Consider the following 17,858-nt stretch of genomic DNA (forward strand, 5'->3'; position numbering starts at 1 on the left):
ACCACGTGAACCACGGCCGACCGAGGGGCTACGCCGCCAGCGTGGCCGGGGGCTCCGACATCGGCTGGGAGTCCGCCTCCCGCTGACGCTCCGCGCTGTCGCTGATCCGGATCAGCAACCCGATCATGATCCAGTTGGCCAGCAGCGACGAACCGCCGCTCGCCAGGAACGGCAGCGCCTTTCCACTGAGCGGGATCAGGCCGGTCACCCCGCCCGCGACCACGAACACCTGGAGCGCCAAGGACGAGGCCAGGCCGACCGCCAGCAGCTTTCCGAAGGGGTCGCGGGCGCCGAGCGCCATCCGCAGCCCCCGCTGGACCAGCAGCCCGTAGATGATCAGCACCGCCATCACCCCGGCCAGGCCCAGCTCCTCGCCGACCGTGGTCAGGATGAAGTCGCTCTGCCCGGCGAAGCCGATCAGCTCGGGATGGCCCATGCCCAGCCCGGTGCCCGAGACCCCGCCGGTGCCGAAGCTGAACAGCGCCTGCGCCGACTGGTCGGAGATGATGCCCGGCGGCCGCGGGTTCTGGTAGTACGACAGCGGGTCCAGCCAGGCGGCCACACGGCCCTTCACGTGCGGCTGGGTTGAACCCACGACGAAGGCGCCGACGGCGGCCATCAGCCCGCCGCAGACGATCCAGCTGGTGCGCTCGGTGGCGACGTAGAGCATCACCACGAAGGCGCCGAAGAAGATCAGTGAGGTGCCGAGGTCGCGCTCGAAGACGAGCACCAGCAGCGAGACGATCCACACCGTGATGATCGGGCCGAGCTGGCGCATCGGCGGCAGCCGCATCCCCAGGAACTTGCGCCCGGTCAGGGCCAGGGTGTCGCGGTGCAGGACCAGGTACCCCGCGAAGAACACCACGATCATGATCTTCACGAACTCGCCGGGCTGGATCGACATCCCGAAGATGATGATCCACCGCTTCGCGCCGAACGTGTCCGCGCCGAAGAACGCGGGCGCGATCAGCAGCACCAGCGAGACGACCATCGTGATGTAGATGAACCGCTGGAGCAGCCGGTGGTCGCGCAACAGCGCCACCACGCCCAGGCAGGCCGCGACGCCCACCACCGACCAGACCAGCTGACTGGGCGCGTACGCCACGGCTTTGCTGCTCGCCTTCAGGTACGCCTGGTCCAGCCGGTGCAGCAGCACCAGCCCCAGCCCGGTGAGCAGCATCGCCAGCGGCAGGATCAGCGGATCGGCGTGGGAGGCGAACCGGCGCACGCCGAGGTGCCCCACCAGCGACAGCAGCGTCATGCTGACCGCGAAGCCGGTGAGGTTGGCGGGCAGCTGGTCGTTCATCGCCAGGTTCGCGCTCACGTGCCCGAAGACGGTGATGGTGACGACCAGGACCAGCAGCAGTGCTTCCGTACGACGGCGGGCGCCCGCCGTCGTACTCGGGGTCAGTCCACGCACGGGATGCCGCCGCCGTCGATGGCGGGCTTCCTCTCGTCCGCGGTCGGCGGCGGCGCGACCGGTGGGGTCGAACCCGCGGTCCCGGTACCCGGTGACGGGGCAGCGCCACCCGGTGCATTCGGGCTCGCGGTCGCCCTGGGCCCTATCTGCTCGGCAATGAGGCGCTTTATCTTCATATCGTCTACGACGTTGATGTCGGTCCCATGGTTGCTTCCGAACCTCTCGATCGGCAGTGTCGTGAATTCCACATTGCCTCCGGACAGGTTCTTCGCCTGCTTGACGAAGGACATCAGGTCCCAGCCCTCATCGGTCACCACGTCCTGCTTGGCCGTGTTGATCAGCTTGAGCAGTTTCACCGGATCCGTAAAGGTCCCCGCGTCGTTCAGCTTCTTCGTCGCCCCGGCCAGGAACGCCTGCTGGCGCCGCGTCCGGTCCAGGTCGCCCCCGTCCAGACCCATCCGCTGGCGCACGAAGGCCAGGGACTGCTGCCCGTTCAGGGTCTGTCGCCCGGCCGGGAAGTCCGCGCCGGAGTTCTTGTCCTTGACCGCCTTGTTCAGGCACACCGGTACGCCGCCCAGGGCGTCCGCCACGTGGTAGAAACCGGCCAGGTTCAGCTCGGCGAAGTGGTCGATCGGCACGCCCAGGAACGCCCGCACCGTGTCGAGCGAGGCCTTGCGCCCCGCCTCGCGCCCCTCCCGCTCCAGCTGCCGGCCGTCCTTGACCCCCTGGCCGGACAGCTGGTCCTCGCGCTTCGCCTTCGCCCGCCCGTAGGCTTCCTTGATCTTCTGCTTGCCCGTGTCCCCGGGCACCCCGTGCATCGTCACGAAGTCGTCGCGCGGGATGGAGAAGGCCTTCGCCCTGCCGCCGTCGGCGGGCACGTGCAGGAGGATCAGGGTGTTCGTGTTGTAGCCGCCGATGTCGGAACTGCCGGCGTGCAGCTTGTCGAGGACCGAGTCGGGCAGCGGCTCGCCGTTCTGGTCCCGACGGCTGTCCAGCCCCATCAACAGGATGTTCAGATCCCCGGCCTGCGACTTCTCGGCGCCCTTCAACGCCTTGGAGCTGCCGATGCTGCCCGCCAGGTCGTCGTAGAGGTACCAGCCCGTGGCCCCCGCCAGCACGGCCAGCGCGCAGCCGGTGACCAGCAGCGCGCGCCCGATCCGCCGGTGCGGCCCCCGTGCCCCCCGGGTGCCCTGACCCGTCTTCCTGCGATGCGCACTCATGCCATCCGATGCTGGGGGCCGGTCGCTGAAGGAAACCTGAGGGTCCTGAAGACCCTTTCAGGACCCGGCCGGCAGTCGCAGAACCAGGCGCGCCCCGCCGCCGTCCGCCGGGGCCGCCGCGTTCACCTCGCCGCCGTGCGAGCGGGCGATCTCCCGGGCGATGGCCAGGCCCAGCCCGGTGCCGCCACTGGCCCGGCCCCGGTCCGGGTCCAGCCGGACGAACCGCTCGAAGACCCGGTCCCGGTCCGCCGCCGGGATCCCCGGACCGTCGTCGGCGACCTCCAGCACGTTCCAGCCACCGCGCGCGTACGCCCGTACGACCACCTCGGTACGGGCGTGCCGCAGCGCGTTGTCCACCAGGTTGGCCAGCGCCCGCTCCAGCCGCGCCGGATCCCCGACCGCCGGTACGGGCGCCCCCGCCGCCACCCGCAGCCGCACCCGCGGCGCGCGCCGCCGGGCCGCGTCCTCCGCGGCCAGCAGCGCCAGGTCCACCGGCTCGGTGCGCGGCGCGGGCCGCCCGTCGAGCCGGGCCAGCAGCAGCAGGTCGGCCGCGATCCGCTGGAGCCGCTCGGTGTCGGCCAGGGCGGCCGCGACCGACTCCCGGTCGGGCTCCTCCAACGCCACCTCCAGCCGGGACCGCACGGCGGCCAGCGGATTGCGCAGCTCGTGCGAGGCATCGGCGGTGAACTGGCGCTGGCGCGCGTCCGAGCGCTCCAGCCGATCCAGGGTGTCGTTCACGGTCCGGGCGAGGCGCGCGATCTCGTCCGCCCCGCCGGGGTCGGGCACCCGCCGGTCCAGCTCGCTCGCGGTGACCGAGGCCAGGGCGTCGCCGATCGCGGTGACCGGACGCAGCGCCAGCCCCGCGACCCACCAGGCGAGCGCGGCGGCGAAGGCGATCAGCGGGGGCGCGCCGCCCAGCATCCCGTAGGCGACGGAACGGGTGGCGCCGTCCACGTCCCCGAGGACGGTCATCGCGTAGACGTAGTGCGGCGTCCCGGCGGCCCCGGGCGCCCCGGGGGAGCGGACCACGACCACCGCGCGCCGCTCGCCGCTCCCGGGGGCGGGCGGCGGCAGGACGGCCGCGCGCGCATCCGCCCCGGCGGCCGGCCGCAGCCCCGCCAGCTCGGCGGGCAGCCGCCCGGGATCCCCGCTGGCGGCGGTCACCGCGCCGGCGGAGTCCAGGACGAGCACCAGGTCCACCCCGCTCTCGGGGGCCGGCAGCCGCCCCGCGGGCAGGGTCCGGGTGTCGAGCTGGGCCGCCACCTTGCGGGCGGCCAGTTCGGTGCGGCCGTTGGTGTTGTCCAGCAGGTTGGCCCGCAGCAGGCCGTAGAGCCAGATCCCGCCGACGGCCAGGACGGCCGCCATGGCGAGCGCGGCGGCGAGGGCCGCGCGGGCCCGGACGCTGCTGGGCCGTCTCTTGCGGGCCTTGGGCGGCCTAACCACCGTCGGGGGCCATCCGGTAGCCGGTGCCGTGGACGGTGCGGATGGAGCGGCGCCCGAAGGGGGCGTCGATCTTCTTGCGCAGCGAGGAGACGTACACCTCGACGATGTTCGGGTCGATGCCCGCGGAGCCGCCGGGGGAGCGCCAGACCTCGTCGAGGATCTCCTGCTTGGCCACGGCCCGTCCCGGGTTCTCCATCAGACAGGCCAGCACGCCCAGCTCGCGGGCGGTCAGCTCGATGTCCAGGGTGCCCCGGCGGCAGCGGCGGGCCTCGGGGTCGAGGAAGAGGTCGCCGGCCTGGAGGGTGGCGGCGCGCCCGGGGGCCCCGGCCCGCCGGGCCAGCGCCCGGACGCGGGCGCACAGGACGACGAAGGAGAACGGTTTGGTCAGGTAGTCGTCGGCGCCGGAGTCCAGGCCCTCGGCCTCGTCGTACTCGCCGTCCTTGGCGGTGAGCATCAGCACCGGGGTCGCGTCGCCGTGGGCGCGCATCCGCGTGCAGATCTCGTACCCGCTGAGCCCGGGCAGCATCAGGTCCAGCAGGACCACGTCGTAGGGACCGCCGCTGAGCGCGAGTTCCAGGCCGCGGTGGCCGTCGTGCGCGACCTCGACCCAGTGGCCCTCGGCGGACAGGCCGCGCCGGAGGGACTCGGCCAGCCCCTCTTCGTCTTCGACCACGAGAATGCGCACGAACCAAGCGTCACACACCGGGCGGGGACAACACCGGACGCGAGAAATTGGCACTCCGCTTGACCGAGTGCTAATCGCCGGAATAGTCTCGGGCCTGGCACTCGCCACTGGTGAGTGCCAACACAGCGACAGGCAGGTCCGGCACCCGCGACGACGGAACCACCTGGTCGCCACCCCAAAACAGTTAACCCCGTGAGATCTCCGAAGGGGGAGACCGGATCGTGACGACCACCAGCTCCAAGGTTGCCATCAAGCCGCTTGAGGACCGCATTGTGGTCCAGCCGCTCGACGCCGAGCAGACCACGGCTTCCGGCCTGGTCATCCCGGACACCGCGAAGGAGAAGCCCCAGGAGGGCGTCGTCCTCGCCGTGGGTCCGGGTCGCTTCGAGGACGGCCAGCGTCTTCCGCTGGACGTCACCGTCGGCGACGTCGTCCTGTACAGCAAGTACGGCGGCACCGAAGTGAAGTACAACGGCGAGGAATACCTCGTCCTCTCGGCCCGCGACGTGCTCGCGATCGTCGAGAAGTAAGTCACTTCTCCAGTTTTGCTTTGAGCTACGCCCCTGGTCACCCCTGCTGATGCCGGGCGGCGAGGGGCGTAGTTCGTTCAAGGCGGTCGCGGTGAGCGGCCGGGGATCGCAACGAGAGGGCTGAACCGCTCCCATGCCGAAGATTCTTAAGTTTGACGAGGACGCCCGTCGCGCTCTGGAGCGCGGTGTCAACAAGCTTGCCGACACGGTCAAGGTGACGATCGGCCCCAAGGGCCGCAACGTCGTCATCGACAAGAAGTTCGGCGCCCCCACCATCACCAACGACGGTGTCACCATCGCGCGCGAGGTCGAGCTCGACGACCCGTACGAGAACCTCGGTGCCCAGCTCGTGAAGGAGGTGGCGACCAAGACCAACGACATCGCGGGTGACGGCACCACCACCGCCACCGTGCTGGCCCAGGCGCTGGTCCGCGAGGGTCTGCGCAACGTCGCCGCCGGCGCCTCCCCGGCCGCCCTGAAGAAGGGCATCGACGCGGCGGTCAAGGCCGTCTCCGCCGAGCTGCTGGAGACCGCCCGCCCGATCGAGGACAAGTCCGACATCGCCGCCGTGGCCGCGCTCTCCGCGCAGGACACCCAGGTCGGCGAGCTCATCGCCGAGGCGATGGACAAGGTCGGCAAGGACGGTGTCATCACCGTCGAGGAGTCCAACACCTTCGGCCTGGAGCTGGAGTTCACCGAGGGCATGGCCTTCGACAAGGGCTACCTCTCCCCGTACATGGTCTCCGACCAGGAGCGTATGGAGGCCGTCCTCGAGGACCCGTACATCCTGATCAACCAGGGCAAGATCTCCTCCATCCAGGACCTGCTCCCGCTGCTGGAGAAGGTCATCCAGGGTGGCGGCTCCCGCCCGCTGCTGATCATCGCCGAGGACGTCGAGGGCGAGGCGCTCTCCACCCTCGTCGTCAACAAGATCCGTGGCACCTTCAACGCCGTGGCCGTCAAGGCCCCCGGCTTCGGTGACCGCCGCAAGGCGATGCTCCAGGACATGGCCGCCCTCACCGGCGCCACCGTCATCGCCGAAGAGGTCGGCCTCAAGCTCGACCAGGCCGGTCTGGACGTACTGGGCTCCGCCCGCCGCGTCACGATCACCAAGGACGACACGGTCGTCGTCGACGGTGGCGGCAGCAGCGACGACGTGCTCGGTCGCGTCAACCAGATCAAGGCCGAGATCGAGTCCACGGACTCGGACTGGGACCGCGAGAAGCTGCAGGAGCGCCTGGCGAAGCTCGCCGGTGGCGTCTGCGTCATCAAGGTCGGCGCCGCCACCGAGGTGGAGCTCAAGGAGAAGAAGCACCGCCTCGAGGACGCCATCTCGGCGACCCGCGCCGCGGTCGAGGAGGGCATCGTCTCCGGCGGTGGCTCCGCGCTCGTCCACGCCGTCAAGGTGCTGGAAGGCAACCTGGGTCTGACCGGCGACGAGGCCACCGGCGTCTCGGTCGTCCGTCGCGCCGCCGTCGAGCCGCTGCGCTGGATCGCGGAGAACGCGGGCCTCGAGGGCTACGTCATCACCGCGAAGGTCGCCGAGCTCGACAAGGGCCAGGGCTTCAACGCCGCCACCGGCGAGTACGGCGACCTGGTCAAGGCCGGCGTCATCGACCCGGTCAAGGTCACCCGCTCCGCCCTGGAGAACGCCGCCTCCATCGCCTCCCTGCTGCTCACGACCGAGACCCTGGTCGTCGAGAAGCCGGCCGACGACGAGGGCGACGCCGGTCACGGCGGCCACGGCCACAGCCACTGACCTGGTCGGTAGCGCGCCGGCCCGCCGGCGCACCCGCCCACGGGCACATGGGAAAGCCCCGTTCCTCCGGAACGGGGCTTTCTCCGTCTCACATGCCCAGCTGGCGCATCAGCCCCGGTGCGTCGTAGTACCACCAGTCCTCCGCGATCTGACCGTTCTCGATCCGGATCGTCGTACAACCCGACATCGTGACGTCCTTGCCGGTCGGTGCGACCCCCATGAACTCGCCGCGGTGGGTGCCGCGCCAGTCCCACAGCGTGGTGACGCAGTCCCCCTCGGCGATCTGGCGCGTCCTGTCGAAGGTGAAGTCGAAGGCCTCGCGCCACATGCCGATCGTGCGCCGCATGCCGTCCCGGCCGTTGCCCAGGCCCTCGGTGTCCATCATGTCGTGGCTGATGAAACCGACCGCCACGCACTCGTCGATGACGTCGAAGTCGCCCTTGACGGCCACGTCCTCGAAGATCCGGTTCGCGACGAGCTTGTTGAGGTACTCGTCGCGCACCACGTCGAGGTTCATGAACTTGGGCATGCCGTCGCAGAGGGCCACCATCTCCTGGAACATCCGGTCCGTCTCCGGAAGTTGAGAGTTCCTCATGGCCTCCTCGTAGGAGGGGAATTCGACCAGGTCCACGTAGTGGGTGCCCGAGTCGCGGTCCCTGCCGATCAGGGTGTGGGTGACCGTGCGCCTGCCGGCGGTCTGTTCCGCGTAGCGGTCGATGAGGGCGTTCATCTCGTCGAACCGCTTGGTCTCATAATCGATTACCTGTACGAATGTCATCGCGTCGCCTCCCAGCGGGAACGGGACACGTCCAGTTTAAGGAGAATTGCGCTAATTGGGTGGTTTACCCGCCAGTCACTGGGGGCCGTACTTGCGGCCCGTGCGCGAGGACACCCCACCCAGGAGCCCGCGCGGGGCCAGCTTCACCACGCTCATCAGCGCCTTGTAGCGGGGGTCCGGGATCGACACCGTCCGCCCGCGTGCCAGGTCGGCCAGCGCCGCGGCGACCAGTTTGTCCGCGTCCAGCCACATCCAGTTGGGGATGTTGTCGGTGCCCATCCCGGCCCGCTCGTGGAATTCCGTACGGACGAAGCCGGGGCACAGGGCCATCAGCCGGACCCCGGAGTCCGCCAGGTCCTTCGCCGCGCCCTGGGTGAACTGCACGACCCAGGCCTTGCTCGCCCCGTACGTCCCGCGCGGCAGGAAGGCGGCCACGGAGGCCACGTTGACCACGCCGCCGCGGCCGCGCGTGCGCATCGACTCCGTCGCCGCCGAGGTCAGCCGCAGGACGGCCTCGATGTGCACCTTGATCATGGTCAGCTCGTCGGCCATCGGGACTTCCAGGTACCGACCCTTGTTGCCGAAGCCCGCGTTGTTGACCAGCAGGTCCACCGGGTGCTTGAGGTCGGCCAGGCGCTGCTCGACCGCCACGATGCCCTCCTCCGTGGAGAGGTCGGCGCTCAGCACTTCGGCCTCGATGCCGTGCCGGTCGTGCAGCTCGGTCGCCTGCTCGCCGAGCCGCTTGGTGTCGCGCGCCACCAACACCAGGTTGTGCCCCTGGGCGGCGAGCTTGCGTGCGAAGGCGGCGCCGATGCCCGCCGTGGATCCTGTGATCAACGCAGTCGTCATAGGCGCAACCTAGCGCCGCGACCGCGAATGTCCACCGGGTCGCGGTGCCGGCGCCGGCCGCGGGGGCCGTCAGCCCCGGGTGCCGCCGCCCCCGATGCCGTACTTCGCCGTGTAGGCGTGGATCGCGTCCCGCGCCTTGGGCTCCAGCGCGTCGCCCGCCGCCAGTGCCCGCGGGAGCAGCGCGCGCTCGGTGGTGAAGGCGCGGAACCAGAAGCCGACGCTCACCTCGTGGTCCGGCCGGTGGACGACCTCTATCGCGTCGCCCGGGGAGACCGAGCCCTCCTCGATCACCCGCAGGTACGCGCCCGGACGGACCTCCCGGGTGAAGCGCTTGACCCAGCTCTCCTCCTCCAGGAACCCCTGGAAGGTCCGGCACGGGATCCGGGCGGAGGCCACTTCGAGGAGCAGGTCCGCGCCGACCCGCCACCGCTCGCCCACCCGCGCACCGGTGACGTCGAGCCCCGCGGTGGTGAAGTTCTCGCCGAAGATCCCGCCGGGCAGCGTCCGCCCCAGCTCGCCCTCCCACCAGTCCAGGTCCTCGCGCGCGTACGCGTAGACCGCCTGGTGGTCGCCGCCGTGGTGGCGCAGGTCGCAGACGGCGTCGCCCTCGACGCCGCCGGCGCCCTTGGGGCCGGGCGCGAAGACGCGCAGCGGCCCGGCCACCGGCCGCTTGTCGCTGCCGGTCCGGCCGCTCTCGGCCTCGGTGTAGTCGACGACCGTCGCACGGCCCACGTTGAGGGAAATCAACTTCATGCCAGGCACGCTAGTCGAGCACCCTCAAAGTCGTCCATGATTATTGGCGGCGGCTCCAAAGCAAGCCTTATGCTCGAAGGGTGATCGAGGCACGTCATCTCCGAGTCCTGCGCGCCGTGGCCGGTACGGGTTCCTTCTCCGCCGCCGCCCGCGAACTGGGCTGTACCCAGCCCGCCGTCTCCCAGCAGATGAAGGCGCTGGAACAGTCCGCGGGCACCCCCCTGCTCATCCGGGCCGGCCGCGAGATGCGGCTGACCCAGGCGGGGGAGGCGCTGGTGCGCCACGCGGCGGGCATCCTCGCCGGGCTGACCGCGGCCGAGGAGGAGGTCGCGGCCATCGCCGGCCTGCGCGCGGGCCGGGTCCGACTGGTCTCCTTCCCCAGCGGCAGCTCCACGCTGGTGCCGACCGCGCTGGCCGCGATGCGCGCCGAGCACCCCGGCACGCGGATCTCGCTGGTCGAGGCGGAGCCGCCGCGCTCGGTGGAGATGCTGCGCGAGGGCGACTGCGACGTGGCCCTGGCCTTCCGCTACGCGGGGGCGGCGCCGGACGGGACGGCGGCCGAGTGGGACGACCTGGTCGTCCGCCCGTTGCTCACGGACCGGCTGGTCGGGCTGGTGCCCGAGGGCCACCGGCTGGCGGGCGCGGCCCGGGTGGGCATGGCGGAACTGGCCGAGGAGCCCTGGATCGCGGGCTGCCCGCGCTGTCGCCGCCATCTGGTCGACGTCTGCGAGGCCGCGGGATTCACCCCGCGGATCGACTTCGCCACCGACGACTACCCGGCCGTGGTCGGCCTGGTGGGCGCGGGGCTGGGCGTGGCGGTGCTGCCCGAGCTGGCGGTGGAGTCCGTACGGGCCAAGGGCGTGGCCGCGCTGGTGCTGGAGCCGGCCGTGGAGCGGGAGGTCGTGGCGCTCACGCTGGCGGACCTGGCCCGGGTCCCCGCGGTGGCGGCGACCCTGGACCAGTTGGAGCGGGCCGCCACCCGCTGACGGTCGTACGGTCGTACGGCCGGACGGGTGACGGCCCGGTGATGGCGGGCGTGCCGACGGCGGTCGGCAGCCCCCCCGGGGGTCGGTGGCGGTGGCGGCGGTCGGATCATCCGGCGGAACCGACGGAATCGAAGAAACGTTCCTTCGGGCGTTTCGTCCTGTCGGGGTGGACCGGGGTGGGCCGGAGGGGTGACTCAGTGCCTGACGGTCGGCCCCGACACGGCGGCCCCCGTCACGCTGGTGGCCGGGATGAGCCGGTGTCGGGCCCGTCCCATCAGCTCTTCGCGTTCGTCCTCGGTCAGGCCGCCCCACACCCCGTAGGGCTCGCGGACGGCGAGTGCGTGCGCTGCGCATTCCGAACGCACCGGGCATCGCATGCAGACCTCTTTAGCCGAGGTCTCGCGCGCGCTCCTGGCCGCGCCCCGCTCGCCTTCCGGGTGGAAGAAGAGGGAGCTGTCGACCCCGCGGCAGGCGGCGAGCAGCTGCCAGTCCCACAGGTCGGCGTTCGGTCCGGGGAGGCGGGAGAAATCTGCCATGGGTAGTCCTCTTGGTGCCGGTACTGAGGCGGATGTGGTCCATGTCTCCACATCTACTGTCGTAGTAGATGTAAATATGACTCATTGGGAATCTAGCCTCAGACACATGCCAAACGGAAGGAAAGCCGCCAAATAGGGCATAGCTCCAGATGGAGGACATGCGGCTCGTGGCGCCCGCGCCGTGTTCGGTACCTCACGTAGAGTGCCGAAGGTGTCCGTCCGACCCGTAACTCTTTCGAGTGACCGTCGTTGAGAGTGCGAAGGCGGTTGAACCAAGAAGTTCTCGGACAGGTGTCCGGGAGCATCGACCGCAACGGTGACGATACGTACCAGCCTGGAGGCTCAAGGTGACGCGCATCAGCAGCTGCGGAGGGCGGTCATGACATCCGTCCTCGTCTGCGACGACTCCCCGCTTGCCCGAGAGGCGCTCCGTCGCGCGGTTGCCACCGTGCCCGGCGTCGAGCGTGTGACGACGGCTGCCAACGGCGAGGAAGTCCTCCGCCGCTGGGGTGCCGACCGCTCCGATCTGATTCTGATGGATGTACGGATGCCGGGGCTGGGCGGTGTCGAGACCGTCCGACGACTGCTCTCGGCCGACCCGGGCGCCCGCATCATCATGCTGACGGTCGCCGAGGACCTGGACGGGGTGGCCCTCGCGGTCGCCGCCGGCGCCCGGGGCTATCTGCACAAGGACGCCTCGCGCGCCGAACTGCGGGCCACGGTCACCCAGGCGCTCGCCGACCCGACCTGGCGGCTCGCCCCCCGGCGGCTGCGCTCGGCCGAGATGGGCGCCGCGCCCACGCTCACCGCGCGCGAGATCCAGGTCCTGGAGGGCATGAGCCACGGCCGGTCCAACGCGGAGATCGGGCGCGAGCTCTTCCTCTCCGAGGACACGGTCAAGACCCACGCCCGCAGGCTGTTCAAGAAGCTCGGCGCCTCGGACCGCGCGCACGCCGTGGCGCTCGGCTTCCGCTGGGGCCTGGTCCGCTAGGGCCTGTCCTCCGGCCCGGTCCCATCGGGGCCCGTCGGTACGTCCCCGGCCGCGCCCCGCCCCGCGGGCCGCGCCGGATCCGGCACGCTGTCCGGCCCCTCGCGGGCCGGACGCGCAGTGGTCCCGCCCGTCGGTACGGGCGGGGCGCCGCACGGAATCGGGGGCCGCGCGATCGGGTCGAGTCGCATGCGGTGCGGACCCGGGATTCGCGAGGCACAATCCGAGGGACGTGTCGCTTCGGGCGCGATGCCGCATCCTTGATGGTGTGGCCGCGCTTTCGGAGCTGTGGCCTCGGGTACCGGGACCATTCGGCCGAGCGGGAGGGGAGGGCACGGGCAATGACTTCAGGTGCACCCGCTCATAACGCTTCGATGCACAACGCGGGCCGTGGCGGCGCGAATGCTCCGGCGCCAAGGCACCATGGATTGATGCGCGACGACGAGGCCGAGGGGTCCACCGCGGCCACGGGCCCGACCGGCACCGCCAATGGCGGCAGCGCCGGGGCCGTCGGCGCGCTCGTGCGCCGTGCCGTCGAGGGCGACGGCCAGGCCACCCACGACCTGCTCGCCTTCGTGCACCCCCTCGCCATCCGCTACTGCCGCACCCGGCTCTCGCGGCTGCCCGGTGATGCTCGCCACTTCGTCGAGGACCTGGCGCAGGAGGTCTGCGTCGCCGTCCTGATGGCGCTGCCGCGCTACCGCGACACCGGCCGGCCCTTCGAGGCCTTCGTCTTCGCGATCGCCGCGCACAAGGTCGCCGACCTGCAGCGGGCCGCCATGCGGCACCCCGGCAGCACGGCCGTGCCCTCCGACGAGATGCCGGAGCGGCCGGACGACTCGCTCGGCCCCGAGGAGCGGGCGCTGCTCAGCAGCGACGCGGCCTGGGCCAAGAAGCTGCTGGCAAATCTGCCCGAGAACCAGCGCGAACTGCTGGTGCTGCGGGTGGCCGTCGGGCTGACGGCGGAGGAGACCGGCCAGATGCTCGGGATGTCCCCGGGCGCGGTCCGCGTCGCCCAGCACCGCGCGCTCAGCAGGCTGCGCGCCCTCGCCGAGCAGTAGGGCGCCGGGCGTCGAGCTGTGGGCGCCGGTCGCCGGCCGCGTCGTTCCCGTAGACCGCTGCGGCGCCCCGGCCTAAGCTCGATGAAAAGTCCGTAGGAAGCTACGAATCTTTCTGTCGATCTTGGTCGTGGAATGAGACGCCCCGGGATCCCGTTAGCATGGACATCCGCGCTGAGCAAGACCATCTGGGAAGGTGTCATGACTGTCAACGCCGATGGAGTGCCCGACAAATTCGCCACGCTGGGGCTCACTTACGACGATGTGCTGCTCCTGCCGGGCGTGTCGGACATGGCGCCTGACCAGATCGACACCTCCTCCCGGATTTCGCGGAACGTGCGGGTCAACGTCCCGCTGCTGTCCGCCGCGATGGACAAGGTCACCGAGTCCCGCATGGCCATCGCCATGGCCCGCCAGGGCGGCGTCGGCGTGCTGCACCGCAACCTCTCCATCGCCGATCAGGCCAACCAGGTGGACCTGGTCAAGCGCTCCGAGTCCGGCATGGTCACCGACCCGATCACGGTGCACCCCGACGCGACCCTGCGCGAGGCCGACGAGCTGTGCGCGAAGTTCCGCATCAGCGGCGTCCCGGTCACGGACCCGGCGGGCAAGCTGCTCGGCATCGTCACCAACCGCGACATGGCCTTCGAGTCGGACCGCGCCCGCCAGGTGCGCGAGGTCATGACCCCGATGCCGCTGGTCACCGGCAAGGTCGGCATCACCGGCGTCGACGCCATGGAGCTGCTGCGCCGCCACAAGATCGAGAAGCTTCCGCTGGTCGACGAGGCCGGCATCCTCAAGGGCCTCATCACGGTCAAGGACTTCGTCAAGGCCGAGAAGTACCCGAACGCCGCCAAGGACAAGGACGGCCGCCTGCTGGTCGGCGCGGCCGTCGGCGTCGCGGGCGACGCGTACGAGCGCGCCCAGGCCCTGATCGAGGCGGGCGCCGACTTCATCGTCGTCGACACCGCCCACGGCCACTCCCGCCTCGTCGGCGACATGGTCTCCAAGATCAAGTCGAACTCGACGGTCGACGTCATCGGCGGCAACATCGCCACCCGCGACGGCGCCCAGGCGCTCATCGACGCCGGCTGCGACGGCATCAAGGTCGGCGTCGGCCCCGGCTCGATCTGCACCACCCGCGTGGTCGCCGGCATCGGCGTCCCGCAGGTCACCGCGATCTACGAAGCCGCCCTCGCCGCCAAGGCCGCGGGCGTCCCGGTCATCGGCGACGGCGGCCTGCAGTACTCCGGCGACATCGCGAAGGCCCTGGTCGCGGGTGCCGACACGGTGATGCTCGGTTCGCTGCTCGCGGGCTGCGAGGAGTCTCCGGGCGAGCTGCTCTTCATCAACGGCAAGCAGTTCAAGTCGTACCGCGGCATGGGCTCGCTCGGCGCGATGCAGTCGCGCGGCGACCGCAAGTCCTTCTCCAAGGACCGCTACTTCCAGGAGGGCGTCGGCGGCGACGACAAGCTGATCCCCGAGGGCATCGAGGGGCAGGTGCCGTACCGCGGCCCGCTCTCCGCCGTCGTGCACCAGCTGGTCGGCGGCCTGCGCCAGTCGATGTTCTACGTCGGCGGCCGCACGGTGCCGGAGCTCCAGGACCGGGGCCGTTTCGTCCGGATCACCTCGGCGGGGCTCAAGGAGAGCCACCCGCACGACATCCAGATGACGGTGGAAGCGCCGAACTACTCCCGCAAGGGCTGAGCGGGCGACGTACGCGTAGGGGGCGGGTCCGCACGGCGGACCCGCCCCCTTCCCGTGCGCCCGTACAGCGTCCGTCCGACGTCGATCCGGCGTCCGTACCGCGTCCGTACAGCGTCCGTACAGCGGTCACCGAAACGCGGCCCGCCGCCGGTCGGGGATACTGGACGGGCAGACCCAGAGGAAAGGCCACCACACGTGACTGAGATCGAGATCGGGCGCGGCAAGCGCGGCCGCAGGGCGTACGCGTTCGATGACATCGCCATCGTCCCCAGCCGCCGTACGCGAGACCCGAAGGAGGTCTCGATCGCCTGGCAGATCGACGCCTACCGCTTCGAGCTTCCGTTCCTGGCCGCTCCGATGGACTCGGTGGTCTCCCCGCAGACCGCCATCCGCATCGGCGAGCTGGGCGGTCTGGGTGTGCTCAACCTCGAGGGTCTGTGGACCCGGTACGAGGACCCGCAGCCGCTGCTCGACGAGATCGCCGCGCTGGACGAGGAGTCGGCCACCCGCCGCCTCCAGGAGATCTACGAGGCCCCGATCCAGGCCGAGCTGATCAAGCAGCGCATCAAGGAGGTGCGCGACTCCGGTGTCGTCACCGCCGCCGCGCTCTCCCCGCAGCGCACCGCCGAGTTCTCCAAGGCGGTCGTGGACGCGGGCGTCGACATCTTCGTGATCCGCGGCACCACGGTCTCCGCCGAGCACGTCTCCGGCGCCGCCGAACCGCTGAACCTGAAGCAGTTCATCTACGAGCTGGACGTCCCGGTGATCGTCGGCGGCTGCGCCACCTACACCGCGGCCCTGCACCTGATGCGCACCGGCGCGGCCGGCGTGCTGGTGGGCTTCGGCGGCGGCGCCGCGCACACCACCCGCAACGTGCTGGGCATCCAGGTCCCGATGGCGACCGCCGTCGCCGACGTGGCCGCGGCCCGCCGCGACTACATGGACGAGTCCGGCGGCCGCTACGTGCACGTGATCGCCGACGGCGGCGTGGGCTGGTCCGGCGACATCCCGAAGGCCGTCGCCTGCGGCGCCGACGCGGTCATGATGGGCTCCCCGCTCGCCCGTGCCACGGACGCGCCCGGCAAGGGCCACCACTGGGGCATGGAGGCCGTCCACGAGGACGTGCCGCGCGGCAAGAAGGTCGACCTCGGCACCGTCGGCACCACCGAGGAGATCCTCACCGGCCCGTCGCACTCCCCGGACGGATCGATGAACATCTTCGGCGCCCTGCGCCGCTCGATGGCCACCACCGGCTACAGCGAGCTGAAGGAATTCCAGCGCGTCGAGGTCACCGTCGCGGACTCCCAGCACCGCCGCTGACACCGCGGACCGAACGCCGCAGGGCCGCCACCCCGAACGGGGTGGCGGCCCTGCGGCGTTCGCGCGCGACCGGCCCGTCAGTAGCGGCCCTTCGAACGGCGGCGCAGCATGACTCCCCACGGCGCCAGGAAGACCGCCGCGAACAGCCAGAAGATCCCCGCGGCGGCCCAGTCGGAGGTGCTCAGCCGCTCCGCGTCGCGGAAGATGACGTAGCTGCCCAGTGCGGCGAAGACGCCGAGCGCCACGGCGGGCACGCCGAGCACCCACAGCACGACCGTCACCCAGGTGAGCCGCGGCCCGGCGGGCGCGCCCGTGGTCCCGGCGGTCGGCGCGGCAGCCTCCGCCCGCGGGATCCGCGACGGATCGCGCGGCGGCATCGAGACGACCGCCGAGGGGTGGACCCCGGCGTCCAGCGGGGCCAGCTGCGCCGCGCCGATGCCGTAGAGGGTGGGCTCGATGGTGAGCGTGAAGCCGTCCTGGCCGACGAGGTAGCGGGCGCCGTCCGGGTAGGAGTTCAGCAGGACGCACTCGGCGTAGCGGATGGTCACCTGGTGGTCGGGCGCCACCAGGCTGATGCCGTCGCCGCCGACGATCAGCGTCGCCTTCTGCTCGCCCAGACGGGCGTAGCGCCGGCCGGTGACCACCTCGGCGGACTGCTGCGGGGCCTCCGCGAGGCCCGCCCAGTCCACGCCCCGGCCGCCGGGCACCTGCATCAGGGCGCCCGCCCACACCTCGCGCGCGATCCGGTGCAGGCCCTCGACCGTGACGGCCTCGATCTCGGCCGCGGCCTCGGCCGTGGTGAGGTTGCGGTGGCCCATGAGCAGGTTCATGGCGTGCCCGGGGAGCTGGTGCGCGGCCAGCTCCGGCACGTCGAAGCGGGCGAGCGCGGTGGTCCGTACGGACTCCAGGTCGGCCTGCTCGATCCGGCCGGCGCGCAGCTTCGCGAGCACGTCGAGGAACGCGCCGACCATCGCGTCCCGCTTCTCGGGCAGCGCGTCGGCGAAGGCCACGACGGTCGCGCTGTCGCGGTCGCGCGGCTGGTAGTCGGCCTCGGCGGTGTAGGAGTAGCCGCCCTTCTGGCGCAGCTCGCGGAACAGCTCCTTGCCCAGCACCTCGGAGAACAGCATGGCCTCGGTGGAGCGCGGGACGACGGCGCTGAGCACGGTCCCGCCCTCTTCGCCGTGGTAGTACGCGGGGGTGGCCGGGAGCGCGGAGGTGACCTCCGGCAGTTCCTGCCACGCACCGGCCGGCAGGGTCAGGTCCAGGCCCTCGGGAACGGTGTCGCTGGTGATCCACAGGACCGCGTTCTCGGTGGTGAAGCGGGTCCGGGCCCATTCGCGGACGGCGTGCGCGGTGAGCCGGGGCAGGCCCGCCTCGGCGTAGCTGAGCAGGCCGTGGCCGCGGGCCCCGTAGCGCCACAGCGGCATGCCGTGGCCGGGGCCGCGGGAGCGCCCGGCGGCCTCGGTGCGCAGGATCTCCTTCTCGGTCTCCAGCCGCTCCGTCGGCAGGTCGCGCAGTGCGGCGCAGACGCCGTTCAGGTACTCGACGACGTCGGCCGGGGTGCCGGAGACGTGGAAGTGGGTGTAGACCGCGGCGGTGGCGCCGTTGTAGTGCAGGTCGCCCAGGCCGTGCCGGTGCAGTGCGAGGTGCTCGACGAGGTGGGTGATGCCGCTGGTGGCGAGGGTCTCGTCGGCGCGGCCGACCCGGAAGAGCAGCCCGGCGGCGACGGGGCCGGAGCGCGGGGCGAGGACGGTGCGGATGCCGCCCACGGTGGTGTGGCGGATGCCGTCGACGACGTAGTCGGTGTCGGTGTTGCTGTTCACGGG

The 17,858-nt window shown here is 71.4% G+C and carries 16 protein-coding genes; 7 read left to right on the forward strand and 9 right to left on the reverse strand.

Annotated elements, in window-relative coordinates:
- Window positions 1-28 precede the first annotated feature (28 nt).
- From ACIBEA_RS10570 to ACIBEA_RS10585, 4 genes are read right to left on the reverse strand one after another with little or no spacing between them, the layout of a single operon-like run.
- A complete protein-coding gene (locus ACIBEA_RS10570) occupies window positions 29-1,420 on the reverse strand; it encodes an FtsW/RodA/SpoVE family cell cycle protein (RefSeq protein WP_399259437.1) in 1,392 nt (463 codons plus the stop codon).
- Window positions 1,408-2,640, reverse strand: a complete 1,233-nt coding sequence (locus tag ACIBEA_RS10575; RefSeq protein WP_399259438.1) for an LCP family protein — start codon at window positions 2,638-2,640, stop codon at window positions 1,408-1,410. The genes ACIBEA_RS10570 and ACIBEA_RS10575 overlap by 13 nt, the downstream gene beginning before the upstream one ends.
- A gap of 57 nt (window positions 2,641-2,697) precedes the next feature.
- Complete coding sequence (locus tag ACIBEA_RS10580; RefSeq protein WP_399259439.1) at window positions 2,698-4,083, reverse strand: sensor histidine kinase; 1,386 nt, start codon at window positions 4,081-4,083, stop codon at window positions 2,698-2,700.
- Window positions 4,076-4,768: a response regulator transcription factor gene (locus tag ACIBEA_RS10585; RefSeq protein ID WP_399259440.1), complete on the reverse strand. Its 693-nt coding sequence runs from the start codon at window positions 4,766-4,768 to the stop codon at window positions 4,076-4,078. Before ACIBEA_RS10585 ends, ACIBEA_RS10580 begins: the two co-directional genes overlap by 8 nt.
- A gap of 221 nt (window positions 4,769-4,989) precedes the next feature.
- Between ACIBEA_RS10585 and groES the strand changes: the two genes are divergently transcribed.
- Together groES and groL are read left to right on the forward strand one after the other, a co-directional pair.
- The gene (gene groES, locus ACIBEA_RS10590; RefSeq protein ID WP_008739621.1) at window positions 4,990-5,298 is read left to right on the forward strand and encodes a co-chaperone GroES; all 309 of its coding nucleotides are present in this window, start codon (window positions 4,990-4,992) and stop codon (window positions 5,296-5,298) included.
- Window positions 5,299-5,431: 133 nt separating this feature from the next.
- On the forward strand, window positions 5,432-7,057 hold the full coding sequence (gene groL, locus ACIBEA_RS10595) for a chaperonin GroEL (RefSeq protein ID WP_399259441.1): 1,626 nt from the start codon (window positions 5,432-5,434) through the stop codon (window positions 7,055-7,057).
- An 88-nt stretch (window positions 7,058-7,145) separates the two neighbouring features.
- On the opposite strand, the gene ACIBEA_RS10600 is transcribed toward groL, so the two are convergent.
- The 3 genes from ACIBEA_RS10600 to ACIBEA_RS10610 all read right to left on the reverse strand — a co-directional run bounded on the left by ACIBEA_RS10600 (window position 7,146) and on the right by ACIBEA_RS10610 (window position 9,437).
- On the reverse strand, window positions 7,146-7,835 hold the full coding sequence (locus ACIBEA_RS10600) for an ester cyclase (RefSeq protein ID WP_399259442.1): 690 nt from the start codon (window positions 7,833-7,835) through the stop codon (window positions 7,146-7,148).
- A 75-nt stretch (window positions 7,836-7,910) separates the two neighbouring features.
- A complete protein-coding gene (locus tag ACIBEA_RS10605; protein ID WP_399259443.1) occupies window positions 7,911-8,684 on the reverse strand; it encodes an SDR family NAD(P)-dependent oxidoreductase in 774 nt (257 codons plus the stop codon).
- Between the two features lie 69 nt (window positions 8,685-8,753).
- Window positions 8,754-9,437 carry an MOSC domain-containing protein gene (locus ACIBEA_RS10610; protein ID WP_399259444.1) on the reverse strand — a complete coding sequence of 228 codons (684 nt, stop codon included), beginning with the start codon at window positions 9,435-9,437 and terminating at the stop codon, window positions 8,754-8,756.
- An 80-nt stretch (window positions 9,438-9,517) separates the two neighbouring features.
- On the opposite strand from ACIBEA_RS10610, the gene ACIBEA_RS10615 reads away from it, so the two are divergent.
- Window positions 9,518-10,423 (forward strand): LysR family transcriptional regulator, encoded by a 906-nt coding sequence (locus ACIBEA_RS10615; protein ID WP_399259445.1) that lies wholly within the window; start codon window positions 9,518-9,520, stop codon window positions 10,421-10,423.
- Window positions 10,424-10,617: 194 nt separating this feature from the next.
- On the opposite strand, the gene ACIBEA_RS10620 is transcribed toward ACIBEA_RS10615, so the two are convergent.
- The gene (locus ACIBEA_RS10620; protein WP_385777762.1) at window positions 10,618-10,959 is read right to left on the reverse strand and encodes a WhiB family transcriptional regulator; all 342 of its coding nucleotides are present in this window, start codon (window positions 10,957-10,959) and stop codon (window positions 10,618-10,620) included.
- A gap of 379 nt (window positions 10,960-11,338) precedes the next feature.
- Here ACIBEA_RS10620 and ACIBEA_RS10625 point away from each other — a divergent pair, with 379 nt between their 5' ends.
- The 4 genes from ACIBEA_RS10625 (at window position 11,339) to ACIBEA_RS10640 (ending at window position 16,032) form a co-directional block, all read left to right on the forward strand.
- Window positions 11,339-11,950, forward strand: a complete 612-nt coding sequence (locus ACIBEA_RS10625; RefSeq protein ID WP_003948568.1) for a response regulator transcription factor — start codon at window positions 11,339-11,341, stop codon at window positions 11,948-11,950.
- A gap of 428 nt (window positions 11,951-12,378) precedes the next feature.
- Window positions 12,379-13,008 (forward strand): sigma-70 family RNA polymerase sigma factor, encoded by a 630-nt coding sequence (locus tag ACIBEA_RS10630; protein WP_330332074.1) that lies wholly within the window; start codon window positions 12,379-12,381, stop codon window positions 13,006-13,008.
- Window positions 13,009-13,206: 198 nt separating this feature from the next.
- Complete coding sequence (gene guaB, locus ACIBEA_RS10635; protein WP_399259446.1) at window positions 13,207-14,712, forward strand: IMP dehydrogenase; 1,506 nt, start codon at window positions 13,207-13,209, stop codon at window positions 14,710-14,712.
- Between the two features lie 195 nt (window positions 14,713-14,907).
- On the forward strand, window positions 14,908-16,032 hold the full coding sequence (locus ACIBEA_RS10640; protein WP_399259447.1) for a GuaB3 family IMP dehydrogenase-related protein: 1,125 nt from the start codon (window positions 14,908-14,910) through the stop codon (window positions 16,030-16,032).
- Window positions 16,033-16,109: 77 nt separating this feature from the next.
- On the opposite strand, the gene ACIBEA_RS10645 is transcribed toward ACIBEA_RS10640, so the two are convergent.
- Window positions 16,110-17,855, reverse strand: a complete 1,746-nt coding sequence (locus ACIBEA_RS10645; RefSeq protein ID WP_399259448.1) for a M16 family metallopeptidase — start codon at window positions 17,853-17,855, stop codon at window positions 16,110-16,112.
- Window positions 17,856-17,858: the final 3 nt, after the last annotated feature.

Source organism: Streptomyces sp. NPDC051555 (genome assembly GCF_044454405.1).
Lineage (GTDB): Bacteria > Actinomycetota > Actinomycetes > Streptomycetales > Streptomycetaceae > Streptomyces.